Genomic DNA, 17,085 nt, shown 5'->3' with positions numbered 1-17,085 from the left:
GGAGCCCGCATGTCGACGACCCACGAGGCCGGTTGGGCCCACGCGCCCGGAGCCCTGCGCGGCCCGGCCTGGCTGAGCCCGCCCGCCGACCCCAACGCCCTGGTGCCCTCGCTCTGGAGCCGCACCGCCCACAAGCGCGACGGCGACCTCGTCGTCGGCGGCGTGGCCGTCGCCGACCTGGTGGCCGAGCACAACACGCCCGCCTACGTGCTCGACGAGGACGACTTCCGCGCCCGCGCCCGGGCCTTCCGCGACGGCTTCGCCGGCTACGACGTCTACTACGCCGCCAAGGCGTTCCTCTGCACCGCCGTCGCCGGCTGGGTCGCCGAGGAGGGCCTGCACCTCGACGTCTGCTCCGACGGCGAGCTCACGGTGGCGCTGCGCGCCGGCGTCGACCCCGCGCGCCTGGGCTACCACGGCAACAACAAGACCCACCCCGAGCTGCGGCGCGCGGTCGCCGAGGGCGTCGGCCGCATCGTGGTCGACTCGCTGGTCGAGATCGAGCGGCTGGCGCAGATCACCGCCGAGCTGGACGTCGTCCAGCCGGTCATGGTGCGCGTCACCGCCGGGGTCGAGGCCCACACGCACGAGTACATCGCCACCGCGCACGAGGACCAGAAGTTCGGCCTCTCCATCACCAGCGGCGACGCGATGGACGCCGTCCGCCGGGTGCTGGCCGCGCCGGGCCTGCGGCTGCAGGGGCTGCACTCCCACATCGGCAGCCAGATCTTCGACGCCTCCGGCTTCGAGGTCGCCGCGCGCCGGGTGCTCGCGCTGCACGCCCGCATCGCCGACGAGCTGGGGGTCACCCTGCCCGAGATGGACCTCGGCGGCGGCTTCGGCATCGCCTACACCACCCAGGACGACCCCAGCGAGCCCGCCGACCTCGCGGCCGAGATGACCCGCATCGTCGACCACGAGTGCCGCGCCCTCGGCATCGAGCGGCCGCACCTGTCGATCGAGCCGGGCCGCGCCATCGTCGGCCCCTCGACCTGCACCGTCTACACCGTCGGCACGGTCAAGCCGGTCGCGCTCGACGGGGGAGCGGTGCGCACCTACGTCAGCGTCGACGGCGGCATGAGCGACAACGTGCGCACCGCCCTGTACGACGCCGACTACTCCTGCACGCTGGCCGGCCGCGCCTCCGACGCCCCGCCGGTGCTCGCGCGGGTGGTGGGCAAGCACTGCGAGGCCGGCGACGTCGTCGTCCGCGACGAGTTCCTGCCCGGCGACGTGCGCCCCGGCGACCTGCTCGCCGTGCCCGCCACCGGTGCCTACTGCCGGTCGATGGCCAGCAACTACAACCACGCGCTGCGACCGCCGGTGGTCGCCGTGCGCGACGGACGGGCCCGGGTGATCGTGCGCCGCGAGACCGTCGACGACCTGCTGGCCACCGACGTCGGTGCCGCCGGGTGACGAGCCGGATGACGGGCCGGGTGACGGGCCGGTGCGACGCGCGTGAGACGCCGGTGGGACGCCGATGCCAGACCTTGGGAGGATGACCGCGTGACCCGCACGCCTCCCGACGCGCCGCTGCGGGTCGCCGTCCTCGGGTGCGGGGTGGTCGGCTCCCAGGTGGTGCGGCTGCTGCGCGACCAGGCCGGCGACCTCGCCGCCCGCGTCGGCCGCCCGATCGAGCTGGCCGGCGTCGCCGTGCGCCGCCTCGACGCCCCCCGCGACGTCGACCTGCCGGCCGACCTGCTCACCACCGACGCGCTCGGGCTCGTCTCGCGCGACGACGTCGACCTCGTCGTCGAGGTGATCGGCGGCATCGAGCCGGCCCGCACCCTGATCCTCACCGCGCTCGAGCACGGCGCCAGCGTCGTGAGCGCCAACAAGGCCCTGCTCGCCGAGGACGGCCCCACGCTGTTCGAGGCGGCCGAGAAGGCCGGCCGCGACCTCTACTACGAGGCGGCCGTGGCGGGCGCCATCCCGATCCTGCGGCCGCTGCGCGAGTCGCTCGCCGGCGACCGCGTCACCCGCGTCATCGGCATCGTCAACGGCACCACCAACTTCGTGCTCGACAAGATGGACAGCTCGGGCGCCGGGTTCGCCGAGGCGCTCGAGGAGGCCCAGGACCTCGGCTACGCCGAGGCCGACCCCACCGCCGACGTCGAGGGCTTCGACGCCGCCGCCAAGGCCGCCATCCTCGCCTCGCTCGCCTTCCACTCCCGCGTCACCGCCTCCGACGTGCACCGCGAGGGCATCACCGAGGTCACCGCCGCCGACATCGCCTCGGCCCGCGAGATGGGCTGCGTCGTCAAGCTGCTCGCCATCTGCGAGCTGCGCCCGGGCTCCGGTGACGGGGACGGCGACGACGAGGACGCCGCGGTCGCCGTGCGCGTGCACCCCGCGATGATCCCGCGCACCCACCCGCTGGCCAGCGTGCGCGAGGCCTACAACGCGGTCTTCGTCGAGTCCGAGGCCGCCGGCCAGCTGATGTTCTACGGACCCGGCGCGGGCGGGCCGCCCACCGCCAGCGCCGTGCTCGGCGACCTCGTGGGCGTGGCCCGCAACCGGGTCACCGGCACCCGCGGGGCCGGCGAGTCGGCCTACGCCGACCGGGCCGTGCTGCCGATGGGCGAGGCCCGCACCCGCTACCACGTGGCCATCGACGTCGACGACCGCGCCGGAGTCCTGGCCACCGTCGCGACGGCCTTCTCCGAGCACGGGGTCTCGATCCAGACCGTGCGCCAGGAGGGACGCGACGACGACGCCCAGCTCGTCGTCGTCTCGCACGGGGCGACCGACGCCCAGCTGGCGGCCACCGTCGAGCACCTGCGCGGGCTCGACGTCGTCCGCGAGGTCACCTCAGTCATGCGCGTCGAAGGAGTCGAGGAGTAGTCGTGGTGCACCAGTGGCGAGGCGTCATCGAGGAGTACCGCGACCTGCTCGAGCTGCCCGAGGGCGTCGAGGCGGTCACCCTGCGCGAGGGCGGCACCCCGCTCGTGACCTCGGAGTGGCTCAGCGGCCTCACCGACGCCGAGGTCTGGCTCAAGGTCGAGGGCTGCAACCCCACGGCGTCGTTCAAGGACCGCGGCATGACCGCGGCCATCTCGGTCGCCAAGGCCGACGGCGCCCAGGCGGTCGTGTGCGCCAGCACCGGCAACACCTCGGCGTCCATGGCCGCCTACGCGGCCAAGGCGGGGCTCAAGCCGATCGTGCTCGTGCCCGAGGGCAAGATCGCCGCCGGCAAGATGGCGCAGGCGCTGCTGCACGGCGCGCAGGTGCTGATGGTGCGCGGCAACTTCGACCACTGCCTCGCCCTGGCCCGGCAGCTGGCGTGGGACTACCCCGTCGAGCTGGTCAACTCGGTGAACCCGGTGCGGCTGCAGGGCCAGAAGACCGCCTCGTTCGAGGTGGTCGACCTGCTCGGCGACGCCCCCGACGTGCACCTGATGCCGGTGGGCAACGCCGGCAACATCTCGGCCTACTGGATGGGCTACACCGAGTACCTCGCCCTCGGCCGGTCCACCCGGCTGCCCCGCATGGTCGGCTTCCAGGCCGCCGGCGCGGCGCCGCTCGTGCACGGCGAGCCGGTGCCCGATCCCGAGACGCGTGCCACCGCCATCCGTGTGGGCAACCCGGCGTCGTGGAAGCTCGCCGAGGCGGCGCGCAACGAGTCCGGCGGTCGGTTCGCGGCGGTCACCGACGAGCAGATCCTCAGCGCCCAGCGCGAGCTCGCCCGCCGCGACGGCGTCTTCGTCGAGCCCGCCTCGGCGGCCGGCGTCGCCGGGCTGCTGGCCGACGTCGCGTCCGGCACCTCCTACGCCGGGCAGACCGTCGTGGTCACCGTCACCGGGCACGGGCTCAAGGACACCGCCACCGCCCTCGAGGGCGCCGGCGCGCTCGTCGACACCGTCATCGACGCCGACGTGGACGCCGCGGCCGCCGCCGCGGGACTGCGCTAGCCGCGGTGGGTCTCACGCGCGACGCCGTGCGCGTCCGGGTGCCGGCCACCTCCGCCAACCTCGGACCCGGGTTCGACACCCTCGGCCTCGCGCTCGGGCTGCACGACGAGCTCGCGGCGCAGGTGCGCGTCGACGGTCTCGAGGTGGAGGTCGAGGGCCAGGGGGCGGGCGACGTCCCGCGCGACGGGCGGCACCTCGTCGTCCGCGCGATGCAGGCGACGTTCGAGCGGCTGGGGGAGCGGCCGGCCGGCCTGTGGCTGCGCTGCCGCAACGTGGTGCCGCACGCCCGCGGGCTGGGCTCGTCGTCCGCGGCGATCGTCGGTGGCGTCGTGCTGGCGCGTGCGCTGGTCGACGACGGGGCCGCGCGCCTCGACGACGCCGCCGCGCTCGACCTGGCGGCCACGCTCGAGGGTCACCCCGACAACGTGGCGCCCGCGCTGCTCGGCGGCCTGACGGTCGCGGGGCACGGAGCCGACGGGTTCTGGGCCACCCGCGCGCCGCTCGACGACCGGGTCGCGGCGGTGGCGTTCGTGCCGCCCACCGGTGTCTCGACCGAGGCGGCGCGCGGGCTGCTGCCCGTGCAGGTGCCGCACGCCGACGCCGCCGCGAACGCCGCCCGGGCCGCCCTGCTGGTGGTGGCCCTCGGCGGCGCCACCGAGCACCTGCTGCGCGCCACCGACGACCTGCTGCACCAGGGCTACCGCGAGCCGGCCATGCCCGAGAGCCTCGCGCTGGTGCGCGGGCTGCGCGCCGACGGGGTCGCGGCGGTCGTCTCGGGCGCCGGCCCGACCGTCCTCGCCCTGACCGACGGGACCGACGGCACCGCTACCGGGCTGCTCGACCGCTGTCCTGACGGGTGGACGGCGGTCCGTCTCGACGTCGACCACGACGGTGCCGTCGTGCTGTCGGGGCCGTGAGGGGACCCGCCGTGCTCCTGCTAGTGTCCGCCGCGCACGGCGGCACCGCCGTTCGAACGACGCGAGGGCTCCCGTCGTGGTGAGCCCTCCACGAGCCCACCGTCCCTCGGCGCCCCCGACCGAGACGGTCGGCGTGGGAGGACTCACGTGACCCAGACCCCCGACACCCCCGCCGCCGACGGCGACGGCGCGGCGCCCCGCAAGCGCGGCGGCGGGCTCGGCTCGATGCTCATCGCCGACCTCAAGACGATGGCGCAGGGCATGGGCATCGCCGGCGCCCAGACCATGAAGAAGGCGCAGCTGGTCGACGCGATCAAGGCCGCGCAGGCCGGTGGCTCGGCGGGCTCGGGCGGCTCGGGCGGCTCGGCGCGTCGGACCGAGCGCACCCCCGCCGCCAGCGAGCAGCTCGAGCTGCCGTCGTCGGAGCCGACCGCGGGGCCCAAGGCGTCGAGGGCCGAGCGGCCCGACAGGACCGAGAAGCCCGAGAGGGCGGAGAAGTCCGGGAAGCCCGAGAAGTCCGAGAAGTCCGAGAAGTCCGAGAAGTCCGAGAGGCCCGAGAGGTCGGAGAAGGGCGAGAGGACCGAGGCGCCGGCCGCGCGGGCGGAGAAGCCGGGCAAGGCCGAGTCGGGACAGGGCGGCCGCGCCGCCGACCAGGCCTCGGAGCAGCGGCCCGAGAAGGGCGACCAGAGGTCCGAGGACCGGTCGGACGACGACCGCCCCGGCCAGGCGCAGAACCAGGGCAACCAGGGCAACCAGGGCAACCAGGGCAACCAGCCCCAGAACCAGGGCAACCAGGGCCAGGGCGACGACGAGGGCCGCACCGGCCGCAACCGTCGGCGTCGCGGGCGTGACCGCAACCGCGCCGGCGTCCAGGGTGCGCCCGAGCAGGGTGGCGGCAAGCAGAGCGGCCAGGGCAACCAGGGCGGCGGCGGCAACCAGGGCAACCAGGGCAACCAGGGCAACCAGGGCGGCGGCAACCAGGGCGGCGGCAACCAGCGCCACGAGCCCGACACCACGATCCTCGAGGACGACGTCGTGGTGCCGGCGGCCGGCATCCTCGACGTGCTCGACAATTACGCGTTCGTGCGCACCAGCGGCTACCTGGCGGGCACCGACGACGTCTACCTCTCGCTCTCGCTCGTGCGGCGGTTCGGCCTGCGCCCCGGCGACGCGATCGTGGGCCAGGTGCGCCACCCGCGCGAGGGGGAGCGCAAGGAGAAGTTCAACCCGATGGTGCGCATCGACAAGGTCAACGGGCACGACCCCGAGACCGCGCGCACCCGGGCCGAGTTCGCCAACCTGACCCCGCTGCACCCCTCCGAGCGGCTGCGGCTCGAGGTCGCCGGTGGCACCGGCAGCGACGCCGACCTCGCCGGCCGGATCGTCGACCTCGCCGCGCCGGTGGGCAAGGGCCAGCGCGGCCTGATCGTCTCGCCGGGCCAGGCGGGCAAGACCGCGCTGCTGCACTCGGTGGCCACCGCGATCAGCACCAACCACCCCGAGTGCCACCTGATGGTCGTGCTGGTCGACGAGCGGCCCGAGGAGGTCACCGACTTCCAGCGCTCGGTCAAGGGTGAGGTCATCGCCTCCACCTTCGACCGCCCGGCCGCCGACCACACCGCCGTCGCCGAGCTGGCCATCGAGCGCGCCAAGCGCCTCGTCGAGCTCGGCCTCGACGTCGTCGTCCTGCTCGACGGGCTGACCCGCCTCGCGCGGGCCTTCAACCTGGTGACGCCCACGTCGGGCCGCGGTCTGGCCGGGGGCGTCGACGCGGCCGCGCTCTACCCGCCCAAGCGGTTCTTCGGGGCGGCCCGCAACATCGAGAACGGCGGCTCGCTGACCATCTTGGCGACCGCGGTCGTCGAGAGCGGCTCGGCCACCGACGAGATCCTCTTCGAGGAGCTCGGCGGCACGGCCAACTCCCAGCTGCGCCTGCGGCGCGACCTGGCCGAGCGCCGGCTCTACCCGGCCGTCGACGTGTCCGCGTCCGGCACCCGCCACGACGAGCTGCTGCTGGGCGCCGACGAGCTGGCCGGCGTCCGGGCGTTGCGCCGGTCCCTGTCGACCCTGGACGCTGGGCAGGCACTCGAGCAGCTGCACGAGCAGCTGCGCTCCACGCACGACAACGCCGAGCTGCTCCGCCGCGCCCAGCGCGCGCCGGCGGGCACAGGACGACGGAGGGTCTGAGATGGCACGGATCGTGGTCGCCGACGACGACATCGACATCCGCGAGCTGGTGGAGTTCAAGCTCACCACGATGGGTCACGAGATCATCGCGGTGGGCGACGGCGCCGCGGCGCTCGACGCCTGCCGGGCCCAGCGCCCCGACCTCGCGGTGCTCGACGTGATGATGCCGGGCGTCTCCGGGCTCGACGCGGTGCGGATGATCCGCGCGGACGCCGACCTCGTCGGGCTGCCGGTCATCCTGCTGACGGCGCGGGCGCAGGAGTCCGACGTCGAGAACGGCATCGACTCCGGCGCCGACGACTACATCACCAAGCCGTTCAGCCCGCGCGAGCTCGCCGCCCGCGTCGAGACGCTGCTGGCCCGCGACTCCGGCTGAGGCACTCCCGGGCGCCCCGGTGGTCCCGGGAGCCCCGGTGGTCCCGGTGGCCCCGTCCGTCCCCACAGCCACACCTCGGCCACGGCCGGGCCACGCGCGGGCAACGGGTCGGCCACGGGTCGGTGCGAGGGTCGGCGGACCGGCCGAATCGCCGCTCTGACCTGCGACAAGAGCCCAGCGCCCCGCCCTGCCGGGGGCTACGCTGACGCCCGCACGGACCGCCACGGGGGCGCTCCGTCTCGCGGAGGGTGGTGCACGTGTCCGCCACCGCCCGCGCCGCCGGCCCCCTGGTCACCCGACGCGGCGTCGCCGTCGCGGACGTCGACGACGGCCCCGGTCCCTCGGTGGCCCGGCTGGTGACCCCGGTCGTCTGGCGGCTCGGCGCCATCATCGCCGCCGTCGGCCTGGTGTGCGTCGGCGGCATCCTGGTCTCGGTCCACGGCGTCGATCGGATCGACGCCCGCGTCGAGCAGGCCCGGCTGGCGCAGCAGCAGGTCTCGGTCGCCATCGGCGACCTCGAGAGCCTCGGCGTGCGCGGTGGCCGGGCCGGCGCAGCCGAGCGCGGCGCCGCCGTCCGCGAGCGGCTCGAGGCCGCGCTGAGCGACCTGTCGGCCGCGGTGGGCCCGCAGGGCGACCTCTCGGCCCCCGACCTCGACGCCGCCGTCGCGACCCAGCAGGTCCTCGCCGCCGCCTGGCTGGCCGACGGCGCCCCGCCGCTCGCCGTCGACGACCCCCGCTACGTCGAGCTGCGCACCGCGGGCGCGGCGACGTCGTCCGCCCTGACCGAGCGGTCGCGGGCCGGCACCGACCGCGTCGTCCTCTGGCTCTACCTCACCGCCCTCGCCGCCGCCGCGGCGGCCGGGCTCGGCTGGCTGGTGGTCGCCCGGTCCCGGGTGCGGCTGCAGCACGAGATCGCCGTCCCGCTGCAGGACCTCGAGCGGGTCGTGCACCGGATGCTGCCCCACGAGCACGACCGCGGGGCCGACTTCGGCCCCGAGAGCCGCGCGGACGACGGACGGGGGCCGAGCGAGGTCCGCGCCGTCGCCCGCGCCCTCAACGACTTCGCCGACGCGCAGTCGCGGGCCCGGGCCGTCGAGAGCCGCATCCGCGACGAGCTGCACGTGCTCGACAGTGCCAAGGACGACTTCGTCAGCAACGTCTCGCACGAGCTGCGCACGCCGCTGACCACCATCAGCGGCTACCTCGAGATGGTCGCCGACGAGTTCGACGGCCGTCTCGACGCCCGCCACGACCGCATGCTCGAGGCCACCCGCCGCAACGTGGTGCGCCTGCGGCACCTGATCGACGACCTCCTCGCCCTGTCCACGGCCGAGAGCCGCCCCGCCGAGGCCGAGCCGGTCGACGTCGTCGAGATGATCGCCGGCGCCGTCACCGACGTGCGGATGACGGCGGCCCGCCGCGGCATCGCCGTCGAGCTGCTCGCGCCCGACGGGGCCGTCCGGGTCGTCGGCGCCCGCGCGCCGCTGCACCGCGCCTTCGCCAACCTGCTCTCGAACGCGGTGAAGTTCAGCCACGACGGCGGCACCGTCGAGGTGGGGGTGGTGCGGGCGCGCGGCCACGTCGAGCTCACCGTGCGCGACCGCGGCATCGGCATCCCCGCCGACGAGCTCGACCGGCTCGGCACGCGCTTCTTCCGCGCCTCCAACGCCCGCAGCAACGAGATCGCCGGCACCGGGCTCGGCCTGCGCATCGTGCAGACGATCATCGACCACCACCACGGCGACGTCGTCATCGAGTCGGCCGAGGGCGAGGGCACCACCGTCGTGGTGCGGCTGCGCCTGGCCGACGCCTCGACCGGCCGCGCAGCGGGCCCGACGGCCGCGGTCGGGGCGGGCACGACCGCAGGAATGTGACGACGCCCCGCGCGGTTACCTAGGATGCACCGTCGGTCCCGGTTCACGTCGCGCGCCGTGCGACGACCCGGGACGCATCGAGAGGACACCCATGAAGAAGGACACCCACCCCGACTACGTCGTCACCCAGGTGACCTGCACCTGCGGGGCGTCGTTCACCACGCGCAGCACCGCGACCTCCGGCACCATCCGTGCCGACGTCTGCTCGCAGTGCCACCCCTTCTACACCGGCAAGCAGAAGATCCTCGACACCGGCGGCCGCGTCGCCCGCTTCGAGGCCCGGTACAAGAAGCTGCAGGAGCAGAAGGCCGCCGACAAGGCCGAGAAGGCCGCCGACAGCAAGTAGCTCCACCACCGAGCGCCGATCCCCGCCGATGCGCGGGGATCGGCGCTGGTCGTTTTCGCACCTGCTCGTCCAGCCGTCCAGCCGTCCGTCCAGCCCGGGGAGATCGCATGTTCGAGGCCGTCGAGAGCCTGCTCGACGAGCACCGTGAGCTCGAGGGCCGGCTCGCCGAGCCCGAGACCCACGCCGACGCCCGGCTGGCCAAGCGGCTCAACCGCCGCTACGCCGAGCTCAGCGCGATCATCGGGGCCTGGCGCGAGTGGACGACGCTCGGTGACGACCTCGGGGCCGCCCGCGAGCTCGCCGCCGACGACGCCTCGTTCGCCGAGGAGGCCGAGGCCCTCGCGGCCCGGCTGCCGGTCGCCGAGGAGCGGCTGCGGCGGCTGCTCGTGCCGCGCGACCCCGCCGACGACAAGGACGCCCTGGTCGAGGTGAAGTCGGGGGAGGGCGGCGAGGAGTCGGCGCTGTTCGCCGGCGACCTGCTGCGCATGTACAGCCGCTACGCCGAGCGGCGCGGCTGGTCGGTCGAGGTGCTCGACGCCACCGAGTCCGACCTCGGCGGCTACAAGTCGGTCACCGCCGCGGTCAAGGCGCGCGGCACGGTCGAGCCCGGCGCCGGTCCCTACGGCCTGCTGCGGTTCGAGGGCGGCGTCCACCGGGTGCAGCGGGTGCCGGTCACCGAGTCGCAGGGGCGGGTGCACACCAGCGCCGCCGGCGTCCTCGTGCTGCCCGAGGCCGAGCCGATCGACGTCAGCATCGACGAGAACGACCTGCGCATCGACGTCTTCCGCAGCAGCGGCCCCGGCGGTCAGAGCGTCAACACCACCGACTCGGCCGTGCGCATCACGCACGTGCCCTCGGGCATCGTGGTCAGCTGCCAGAACGAGAAGAGTCAGCTGCAGAACCGCGAGCAGGCGATGCGCATCCTGCGGGCGCGGCTGCTGGCCGCCGCCGAGGAGGAGGCCGACGCCGAGGCCAGCGAGGCCCGGCGCAGCCAGGTGCGCACCGTCGACCGCTCCGAGCGCATCCGCACCTACAACTTCCCCGAGAACCGCATCTCCGACCACCGCACCGGCTACAAGGCCCACAACCTCGACCAGGTGCTCGACGGCGACCTCCAGCCGGTGCTCGACTCCTGCGTCGAGGCCGACCTTCAGGCCCGGTTGGACGCGTTGGAGCAACAGCAGCAGCAGCAGCAGGTCGAGTCGCGGTGAGGCCGCGGGCCCTGCTCGCGGCCGCCACCGCCCGGCTCGAGGCCGCGGGCGTGGCCAGCCCCGCCCACGACGCCGCCGAGCTGCTGGCGCACGTGGTCGGCGTCCCGCGCGGGCGGCTCGCGCTGCTCGAGGAGGTGGGCGAGGCCGAGCTGGCGGCCTACGAGCGGCTGCTCGAGCGCCGCTCGCGGCGCGAGCCGCTGCAGCACCTCACCGGTGTCGCGGGCTTCCGCCACGTCGAGCTGGCCGTCGGCCCCGGCGTCTTCGTGCCCCGGCCCGAGACCGAGCTGCTCGCCGGGTGGGCGATCGAGGCGGCGCTCGCCCTGCCCGCCCCCGTGGTGGTCGACCTCGGCACCGGCTCGGGCGCCATCGCCCGCGCCGTGGCCGACGAGGCGCCCCACGCCGAGGTGCACGCGGTCGAGCTCGACGAGGGCGCGCTCGCCTGGGCCGAGCGCAACCTGGCCGGTGCCGGCGTCGACCTGCGCGCCGGCGACCTCGCCACCGCCTTCGACGACCTGGCCGGCCGCGTCGACGTCGTGGTGTCGAACCCGCCCTACGTGCCGCTTGAGGCGTGGGAGTCGGTGGCGCCCGAGGCGCGCGACCACGACCCGCACCGCGCGCTGTTCTCCGGCGACGACGGGCTCGACGCGCTGCGCGTCATCGCCCGCCGGGCCCGGGTGCTGCTGCGACCCGGGGGAGTGGTCGGCGCCGAGCACGCCGACGTGCAGGGCGACTCGGCCCCGGCGGTCTTCGTCGAGGCGGGGGGCTGGACCGACGTCCGCGACCACCGCGACCTGGCCGGTCGTGCGCGCTACGTGACGGCGCGGTCGGTCGGCGGCGGCGGTTTGGCAAGATGACGCGGGTGAGCACCGAGCGCTTCGACACCACGACGGACGACGAGCGCGAGGCGGCCATCGAGGCGGCCGCGATGGCGATCCAGCGGGGTGAGCTCGTCGTCCTGCCCACCGACACCGTCTACGGCATCGCCGCCGACGCCTTCGACCCCGACGCCGTCGCCGACCTGCTCGACGCCAAGGGCCGCGGCCGCGAGATGCCGCCCCCGGTGCTGGTCAGCAGCGCCACCACCGTCGACGCGCTGGCCAGCGACGTCCCCGACTACGCCCGAGCCCTCATCGAGGAGTTCTGGCCGGGCCCGTTGACCCTTGTCTTCCGCCAGCAGTCCTCGCTGATGTGGGACCTCGGCGACACCCGCGGCACGGTCGCGGTGCGCATGCCCGACGACGAGCTGACCCGCGAGATCCTCGAGCGCACCGGTCCGCTGGCCGTCAGCTCGGCCAACACCACCGGCTCGCCCGCGGCCACCACCGCCGAGGAGGCCGACGAGATGCTCGGCGAGCGCGTCGCCGTCACCGTCGACGGCGGGACGTCGCCGGTGGGGGAGTCCTCCACCATCGTCGACGCCACCGGTCCCCGCGGCCGGGTGCTGCGCCAGGGTGCGCTGAGCCGGGCCCGGCTCGACGAGGCGCTCGAGCCGCTCGCCACGACCCTCGAGCCGAGCCTCGACGAGCTGCCCGACGACAAGCCCGCCGCCGGTGACGCCGAGCCCGGCACGACGCCGTCGCTCGAGAAGCCCCCGGCGGGCGACGACGAGCCCGGTGACGAGCCCGGTGCCGCGCCGTCGCTCAAGAAGCGTGAGGACGCCGGGTGATGCCGGGAGCCGCCGGTGCGTGAGTACCTCGTGGTGTTCCTGGTCGCGGCCACGATCACCTACCTGCTGACCGTCGTCGCGCGCGAGATCGCGATCCGCACCGGCGCCGTCGCCGCCGTCCGCGACCGTGACGTGCACGCCGAGCCGGTGCCCTACCTCGGCGGCCTGGCGATGCTGGGCGGCCTGGTGACGGCCTACCTCGTGGCCAAGGAGCTGCCGTTCCTGGCCTCGAGCGCCCGCAACGACACCCCGTTCACCTTCACCGACGCCCGCGCGGTGCTGGTGGCGGGGGCGCTGATCTGCGGGGTCGGCGTGCTCGACGACATCTTCGACCTCGACGCCCTCACCAAGTTCGGCGGCCAGGTGCTCGCGGTCGGCCTGCTGGTCTACTCCGGCGTGCAGTTCAGCTTCTTCTACGGCCCCAACGGCGAGCAGTTCTCGCTCGACCCGGCCCAGGGCGCGCTGCTGACGGCGGTCATCGTGGTCGCCACCGTCAACGCGGTGAACTTCGTCGACGGCCTCGACGGCCTGGCCGCGGGCGTGGTCGGCATCAGCGCCGTGGCCTTCTTCGTCTACTGCTTCCAGCTCAGCGTCTCCAACGGCGTCAGCCGCGCCACGAGCGGCGCGCTGCTCTCCGCGGCGCTGGCCGGGGTGTGCGTGGGGTTCCTGGTGCACAACGTGCACCCGGCGCGGGTCTTCATGGGCGACAGCGGCTCGATGCTGATCGGGCTGGTGCTCTCGGCCAGCGCCATCACGGTGACCACCACGTTCTCCAGCGAGGACGTCCTCCAGGGCGCGGACGGCGCCGGCGCCAGCCTGCTGCCGATGCTGCTGCCCCTCGCGCTGCCGATCCTGATCCTCATCGTGCCGCTGGCCGACCTCATGCTCGCCGTGGTCAGACGCACCCGGGCGGGCCGCTCGCCGTTCGCGCCCGACAAGCAGCACCTGCACCACCGGCTGCTCGAGATCGGCCACTCCCACCGCCGCGCGGTGCTGATCATGTGGGTCTGGGCGGGGCTGATCGCCTTCGGCACCGTCTTCGCCAGCCTGCGCACCGGCGTCACCGTCTGGATCGCCCTCGGGTCGGCGTTCGCGGTCACCTTGGTGCTCACCTTCCTGCTCCCGATCGTGAACCGTCCGAGGCTGATCGTGGAGGCCCTGGAGCCGCCTGCCGATGAAGGCCCGAGACCCACTTTGTGATAACTTTCACGAGCACTGAAGGACCGTGTTACACGACCGAGGAACGGCCGCCGACATGACGACCGCGCTGCACCGCCTGGCCGGTGACGACCCCGCCACACTGCTGAAGCGGGCGGCGATCGGGTCCCTCGGGCTCACCGTCGTCCTGGCCGCGGTCGCGGCCCTGGTCAGCGGCACTCCGGGGGTCCTCGGCGTCCTCGCCGGTGCCGTCGTCGTCCTGCTGGTCTTCGTCTCCGGGGCGCTCGCGGTCAACGCAATGTCCTCGCGCAGCGCCGAGATCGCGCTGATGATGGCGATGGTCACCTACGGCGGCCAGGTCATCGCGATGCTCGCCCTGTTCATCGGCCTGTCCGCCAGCGGCCTGCTCGACGAGACGATCTCGCGGGGCTGGCTCGCCGTGGCGGTCGTGGTGAGCGCCCTGGTCTGGAGCACCGTGCAGGTGCTGCTGGCCTCCCGGGCACGCTCCGAGACGCCGGCGACCGGCGTCCCGACCGACGTCCCGACCGACGTGCGGTCCTCGTCGACGGGGTCCTCGGACGCCGTCGGCGTGCCCGTCGCCGAGCGGGTCGACCAGCCCGCCGACCGGGCTGGCGAGTCGTGAGCCCGGCGCTGCTATTGTCCGTGCGCGGTGGCCCTCGGCAGCCGGGCCCTCGGCCTGCGGCGAGCCGCTGCGGGAGCACGTCACCGCGTGACCCCAGCCACCAGCAACCCCAGCACCAGACCGGCCGCGCGCCGGCCGCCACCTCCGACGACGACCGAGCCGGCCGATCACGGCCCCCGGCTCCGACGAGGCCCATGACGCACACGCACACGACGCAGATTCAGGAGAGGCGATGACGAGCACGGTCCTGGCGCAGGAGCCGTTCACGCCCCCCGGTCCCGGTGACTTCGACCTGCCGGCGATCTTCGGCGGGGGCTCGTTCGATTTCTTCGGACAGGCCCAGATGGGCGGCGTCACCAAGCCGATGGTGCTGGTGGGCCTGTCCGCCATCATCGCGATCGGCCTGCTCTACGCGATGTCGCGCCGGGCCGCGATCGTCCCCGGCCGGCTGCAGTTCGCCGGCGAGTCGGTCTACGGCTTCGTGCGCAACACCATCGTGCGCGAGAACATCGGCGCCGACGACGCCATGAAGTACGTGCCCTACCTCTTCGGGCTCTTCATGTTCGTCATCATCAACAACTACTACGGCGTCATCCCCGTCGTGCAGTTCCCCACGATGTCGCGCATCGGCTACGTCGTCGCGATCGCGCTGGTGGCCTGGCTGGTCTACAACATCGCCGGCATCAGGCGGCACGGTCTGCTGGGCTACCTCAAGCTGCAGACCATCCCCGGCGGCCTCACGGGCCCGATCCTCATCATCCTGATCCCGCTGGAGTTCTTCTCCAACATCCTGGTCCGCCCCGTCACGCTGACGCTGCGTCTGTTCGCGACGATGTTCGCGGGCCACCTGCTGCTGCTGGTCTTCTCCCTCGGCGGCGAGTACCTCTTCTTCGACTACTCCGGCGTCGTCGGCATCCTCGGCGGCCTGGTCTCGTGGCTCATGGCGATCCTGATCAGCTTCCTCGAGCTGCTGATCATGTTCCTGCAGGCCTACGTCTTCACGCTGCTGGTCTCGATGTACATCGGGCTGGCGCTGGCCGACGAGCACTGATCCACCCCTCCCACCCCGATCCCACCCTCGACGCCGAGCAACCGGTGTCGGAACGAAAGGAAAACCCGTGGAGCTTGGAACCCTCAACATGGTCGGTCTCGGCCTCGCCGCGATCGGTCCCGGTATCGGCATCGGCCTGATCTTCGCCGCGTTCGTCAGCGGCGTCGCTCGCCAGCCTGAGGCTGAGAGCAAGCTGCGCTCGATCGCGATCCTGGGCTTCGTGCTCGCCGAGCAGCTCTTCATCATCGGCGTCGCCCTGGCCTTCGTCCTCCAGCCGTAACGAAGCCGCACCGCGGCAGACAAGTAAGGCAACCTCATGGTTTCTCAGCTGATACCCCAGCTGACGGTGATGGCCGAGGAGCTCAACCCGCTCATCCCGCACCCGGTCGAGATCGTCATCGGCCTGGTCTTCTTCGGCATCGTCGTCTTCGCGATCGCGAAGTTCGTCGTGCCGAACTTCGAGAAGGCCTACGCCGACCGCACGGCCGCGATCGAGGGCGGCATCGAGACGGCCGAGCGCAAGCAGCACGAGGCCGACGAGCGGCTCGCCCAGCTCGAGGCGCAGCTCGCCGATGCCCGGCACGAGGCCGCGCGCATCCGCGAGGAGGCGCGCGAGCAGGGCGCAGCGATCGTGGCCGAGATGCGCGAGCAGGCGCAGTCCGAGGCCGCGCGCATCGTCGACCACGGCAAGACGCAGATCGAGGCCGAGCGCCAGCAGGCCGTGGCCTCGCTGCGCAGCGAGGTCGGTGCGCTGGCCACGACGCTGGCCGGTCGCATCGTCGGCGAGAGCCTCGACGACGACGCCCGTCAGGCGCGCGTGGTCGAGCGGTTCCTCGCCGACCTCGAGGCTGGGACGCCGGGAGCGCGCTGATGATCGACCTGCGCGGTGCCTCCGCCGAGGCCCTGGCCGCCCTCACCGACGAGCTGCCCGCCACGGGTGACGCCGCGGTGTCCGCGACCCTGGCCGAGGACCTGTCCGGGGTCGCGACCACCCTGCGCACCGAGGGTGCGCTGCGGCGCTTCGCGACCGACCAGTCCGTGCCGGCCCAGGCCCGTCAGGGCCTGGTGGGCGACGTCTTCGGCGGCAAGGTGGGCGCCGAGGCACTCGACGTCGTCCGCTCCGCCGCCGGCAAGCGGTGGACGGCGCCCCGCGACCTGCCCGACGCCCTCGAGCACCTCAGCGTGGTCGCCACGGTGCGCTCGGCCGGCGACGACGCCGGGCGCCTGGCCGACGAGCTGTTCGCCTACGCCCAGGCCGTGAAGGACAACCCGCCGCTGCGCGACGCGCTGTCCGACCCGGCCCGCTCGCAGGCCGACAAGGCGGCGCTGGTCGAGCGGCTGCTCGGCTCCCGCGCGCTGCCGGCCACGGTCACGCTGGCCACGCAGTCCCTCTCGGGCACCTACCGCACGGTGGGCGCGGCGCTCGAGGCCTACCAGCGCACGGCCGCCGAGGTGCAGGGACGCCGGGTGGCCACGGTGAGGGCCGCGAGGCCGCTCACCGACGACGAGACGAGGCGTCTGTCCGACGTACTCTCGCAGCAGTACGGCCGCGCGGTGCAGCTGAACCTGGTCGTCGACCCCTCGCTGCTCGGCGGCGTGCGGGTCGAGATCGGTGACGACGTCATCGACGGCACGGTCGCCAGCCGCCTCGACGACGCCCGTCGTCGGCTCGCCGGCTGAGCACCACCCGCACCGCCGGCACACCGACCACACCGACGCAGCCGCACCCCGAATCCACCAGACGC

At 74.1% G+C, this 17,085-nt stretch carries 17 protein-coding genes; all 17 read left to right on the top strand.

The features are described 5' to 3' along the window. The first annotated feature begins 9 nt into the window (after nt 1-9). The gene (gene lysA, locus ABEA04_RS11780) at nt 10-1,416 is read left to right on the top strand and encodes a diaminopimelate decarboxylase (RefSeq protein ID WP_345458557.1); all 1,407 of its coding nucleotides are present in this window, start codon (nt 10-12) and stop codon (nt 1,414-1,416) included. Between the two features lie 90 nt (nt 1,417-1,506). Next, on the top strand, nt 1,507-2,844 hold the full coding sequence (locus ABEA04_RS11775; protein WP_345458555.1) for a homoserine dehydrogenase: 1,338 nt from the start codon (nt 1,507-1,509) through the stop codon (nt 2,842-2,844). A 2-nt stretch (nt 2,845-2,846) separates the two neighbouring features. Beyond that, nucleotides 2,847-3,911: a threonine synthase gene (thrC, locus tag ABEA04_RS11770; protein ID WP_345458553.1), complete on the top strand. Its 1,065-nt coding sequence runs from the start codon at nt 2,847-2,849 to the stop codon at nt 3,909-3,911. Between the two features lie 5 nt (nt 3,912-3,916). Further along, nucleotides 3,917-4,828 carry a homoserine kinase gene (gene thrB / locus ABEA04_RS11765; RefSeq protein ID WP_345458551.1) on the top strand — a complete coding sequence of 304 codons (912 nt, stop codon included), beginning with the start codon at nt 3,917-3,919 and terminating at the stop codon, nt 4,826-4,828. 147 nt (nt 4,829-4,975) lie between these two features. Next, nucleotides 4,976-7,015 carry a transcription termination factor Rho gene (gene rho, locus ABEA04_RS11760; RefSeq protein WP_345458549.1) on the top strand — a complete coding sequence of 680 codons (2,040 nt, stop codon included), beginning with the start codon at nt 4,976-4,978 and terminating at the stop codon, nt 7,013-7,015. A gap of 1 nt (nt 7,016) precedes the next feature. Further along, nucleotides 7,017-7,391 (top strand): response regulator transcription factor, encoded by a 375-nt coding sequence (locus ABEA04_RS11755; protein ID WP_345458547.1) that lies wholly within the window; start codon nt 7,017-7,019, stop codon nt 7,389-7,391. A 257-nt stretch (nt 7,392-7,648) separates the two neighbouring features. Next, the gene (locus ABEA04_RS11750; RefSeq protein ID WP_345458545.1) at nt 7,649-9,265 is read left to right on the top strand and encodes a sensor histidine kinase; all 1,617 of its coding nucleotides are present in this window, start codon (nt 7,649-7,651) and stop codon (nt 9,263-9,265) included. A gap of 91 nt (nt 9,266-9,356) precedes the next feature. Continuing rightward, nucleotides 9,357-9,611: a 50S ribosomal protein L31 gene (gene rpmE, locus ABEA04_RS11745; RefSeq protein WP_345458543.1), complete on the top strand. Its 255-nt coding sequence runs from the start codon at nt 9,357-9,359 to the stop codon at nt 9,609-9,611. Between the two features lie 107 nt (nt 9,612-9,718). Next, nucleotides 9,719-10,822, top strand: a complete 1,104-nt coding sequence (gene prfA, locus ABEA04_RS11740) for a peptide chain release factor 1 (protein ID WP_345458541.1) — start codon at nt 9,719-9,721, stop codon at nt 10,820-10,822. Continuing rightward, nucleotides 10,819-11,676 carry a peptide chain release factor N(5)-glutamine methyltransferase gene (gene prmC / locus ABEA04_RS11735; protein WP_345458539.1) on the top strand — a complete coding sequence of 286 codons (858 nt, stop codon included), beginning with the start codon at nt 10,819-10,821 and terminating at the stop codon, nt 11,674-11,676. The genes prfA and prmC overlap by 4 nt, the downstream gene beginning before the upstream one ends. Nucleotides 11,677-11,681: 5 nt before the next feature. After that, a complete protein-coding gene (locus tag ABEA04_RS11730) occupies nt 11,682-12,488 on the top strand; it encodes an L-threonylcarbamoyladenylate synthase (protein ID WP_425577020.1) in 807 nt (268 codons plus the stop codon). Between the two features lie 15 nt (nt 12,489-12,503). After that, nucleotides 12,504-13,688: a glycosyltransferase family 4 protein gene (locus ABEA04_RS11725; protein WP_345458535.1), complete on the top strand. Its 1,185-nt coding sequence runs from the start codon at nt 12,504-12,506 to the stop codon at nt 13,686-13,688. 55 nt (nt 13,689-13,743) lie between these two features. Continuing rightward, nucleotides 13,744-14,289: a hypothetical protein gene (locus ABEA04_RS11720; protein WP_345458534.1), complete on the top strand. Its 546-nt coding sequence runs from the start codon at nt 13,744-13,746 to the stop codon at nt 14,287-14,289. A gap of 232 nt (nt 14,290-14,521) precedes the next feature. Next, the gene (gene atpB, locus ABEA04_RS11715) at nt 14,522-15,340 is read left to right on the top strand and encodes a F0F1 ATP synthase subunit A (protein ID WP_345458533.1); all 819 of its coding nucleotides are present in this window, start codon (nt 14,522-14,524) and stop codon (nt 15,338-15,340) included. Between the two features lie 88 nt (nt 15,341-15,428). After that, nucleotides 15,429-15,620 (top strand): ATP synthase F0 subunit C, encoded by a 192-nt coding sequence (atpE, locus tag ABEA04_RS11710; RefSeq protein WP_345460315.1) that lies wholly within the window; start codon nt 15,429-15,431, stop codon nt 15,618-15,620. A 60-nt stretch (nt 15,621-15,680) separates the two neighbouring features. Then, nucleotides 15,681-16,211, top strand: a complete 531-nt coding sequence (locus tag ABEA04_RS11705) for a F0F1 ATP synthase subunit B (protein ID WP_345460312.1) — start codon at nt 15,681-15,683, stop codon at nt 16,209-16,211. Next, on the top strand, nt 16,211-17,020 hold the full coding sequence (locus ABEA04_RS11700; RefSeq protein WP_345458531.1) for a F0F1 ATP synthase subunit delta: 810 nt from the start codon (nt 16,211-16,213) through the stop codon (nt 17,018-17,020). The genes ABEA04_RS11705 and ABEA04_RS11700 overlap by 1 nt, the downstream gene beginning before the upstream one ends. The last annotated feature ends 65 nt before the right edge of the window (nt 17,021-17,085 follow it).

Source organism: Nocardioides marinquilinus, from assembly GCF_039543705.1.
GTDB lineage: Bacteria > Actinomycetota > Actinomycetes > Propionibacteriales > Nocardioidaceae > Nocardioides > Nocardioides marinquilinus.
Note: the sequence above shows the minus strand (reverse complement) of the source record. Positions and strands in the feature narration are given on the sequence as shown.

Coding starts and splice junctions, on each gene's coding strand:
- ABEA04_RS11720 (WP_345458534.1), top strand. CDS start 13,744: ATGACGACCGCGCTGCACCGCCTGGCCGGTGACGACCCCGCCACACTG.
- atpE (WP_345460315.1), top strand. CDS start 15,429: ATGGTCGGTCTCGGCCTCGCCGCGATCGGTCCCGGTATCGGCATCGGC.
- lysA (WP_345458557.1), top strand. CDS start 10: ATGTCGACGACCCACGAGGCCGGTTGGGCCCACGCGCCCGGAGCCCTG.
- atpB (WP_345458533.1), top strand. CDS start 14,522: ATGACGAGCACGGTCCTGGCGCAGGAGCCGTTCACGCCCCCCGGTCCC.
- rpmE (WP_345458543.1), top strand. CDS start 9,357: ATGAAGAAGGACACCCACCCCGACTACGTCGTCACCCAGGTGACCTGC.
- ABEA04_RS11700 (WP_345458531.1), top strand. CDS start 16,211: ATGATCGACCTGCGCGGTGCCTCCGCCGAGGCCCTGGCCGCCCTCACC.
- ABEA04_RS11755 (WP_345458547.1), top strand. CDS start 7,017: ATGGCACGGATCGTGGTCGCCGACGACGACATCGACATCCGCGAGCTG.
- prfA (WP_345458541.1), top strand. CDS start 9,719: ATGTTCGAGGCCGTCGAGAGCCTGCTCGACGAGCACCGTGAGCTCGAG.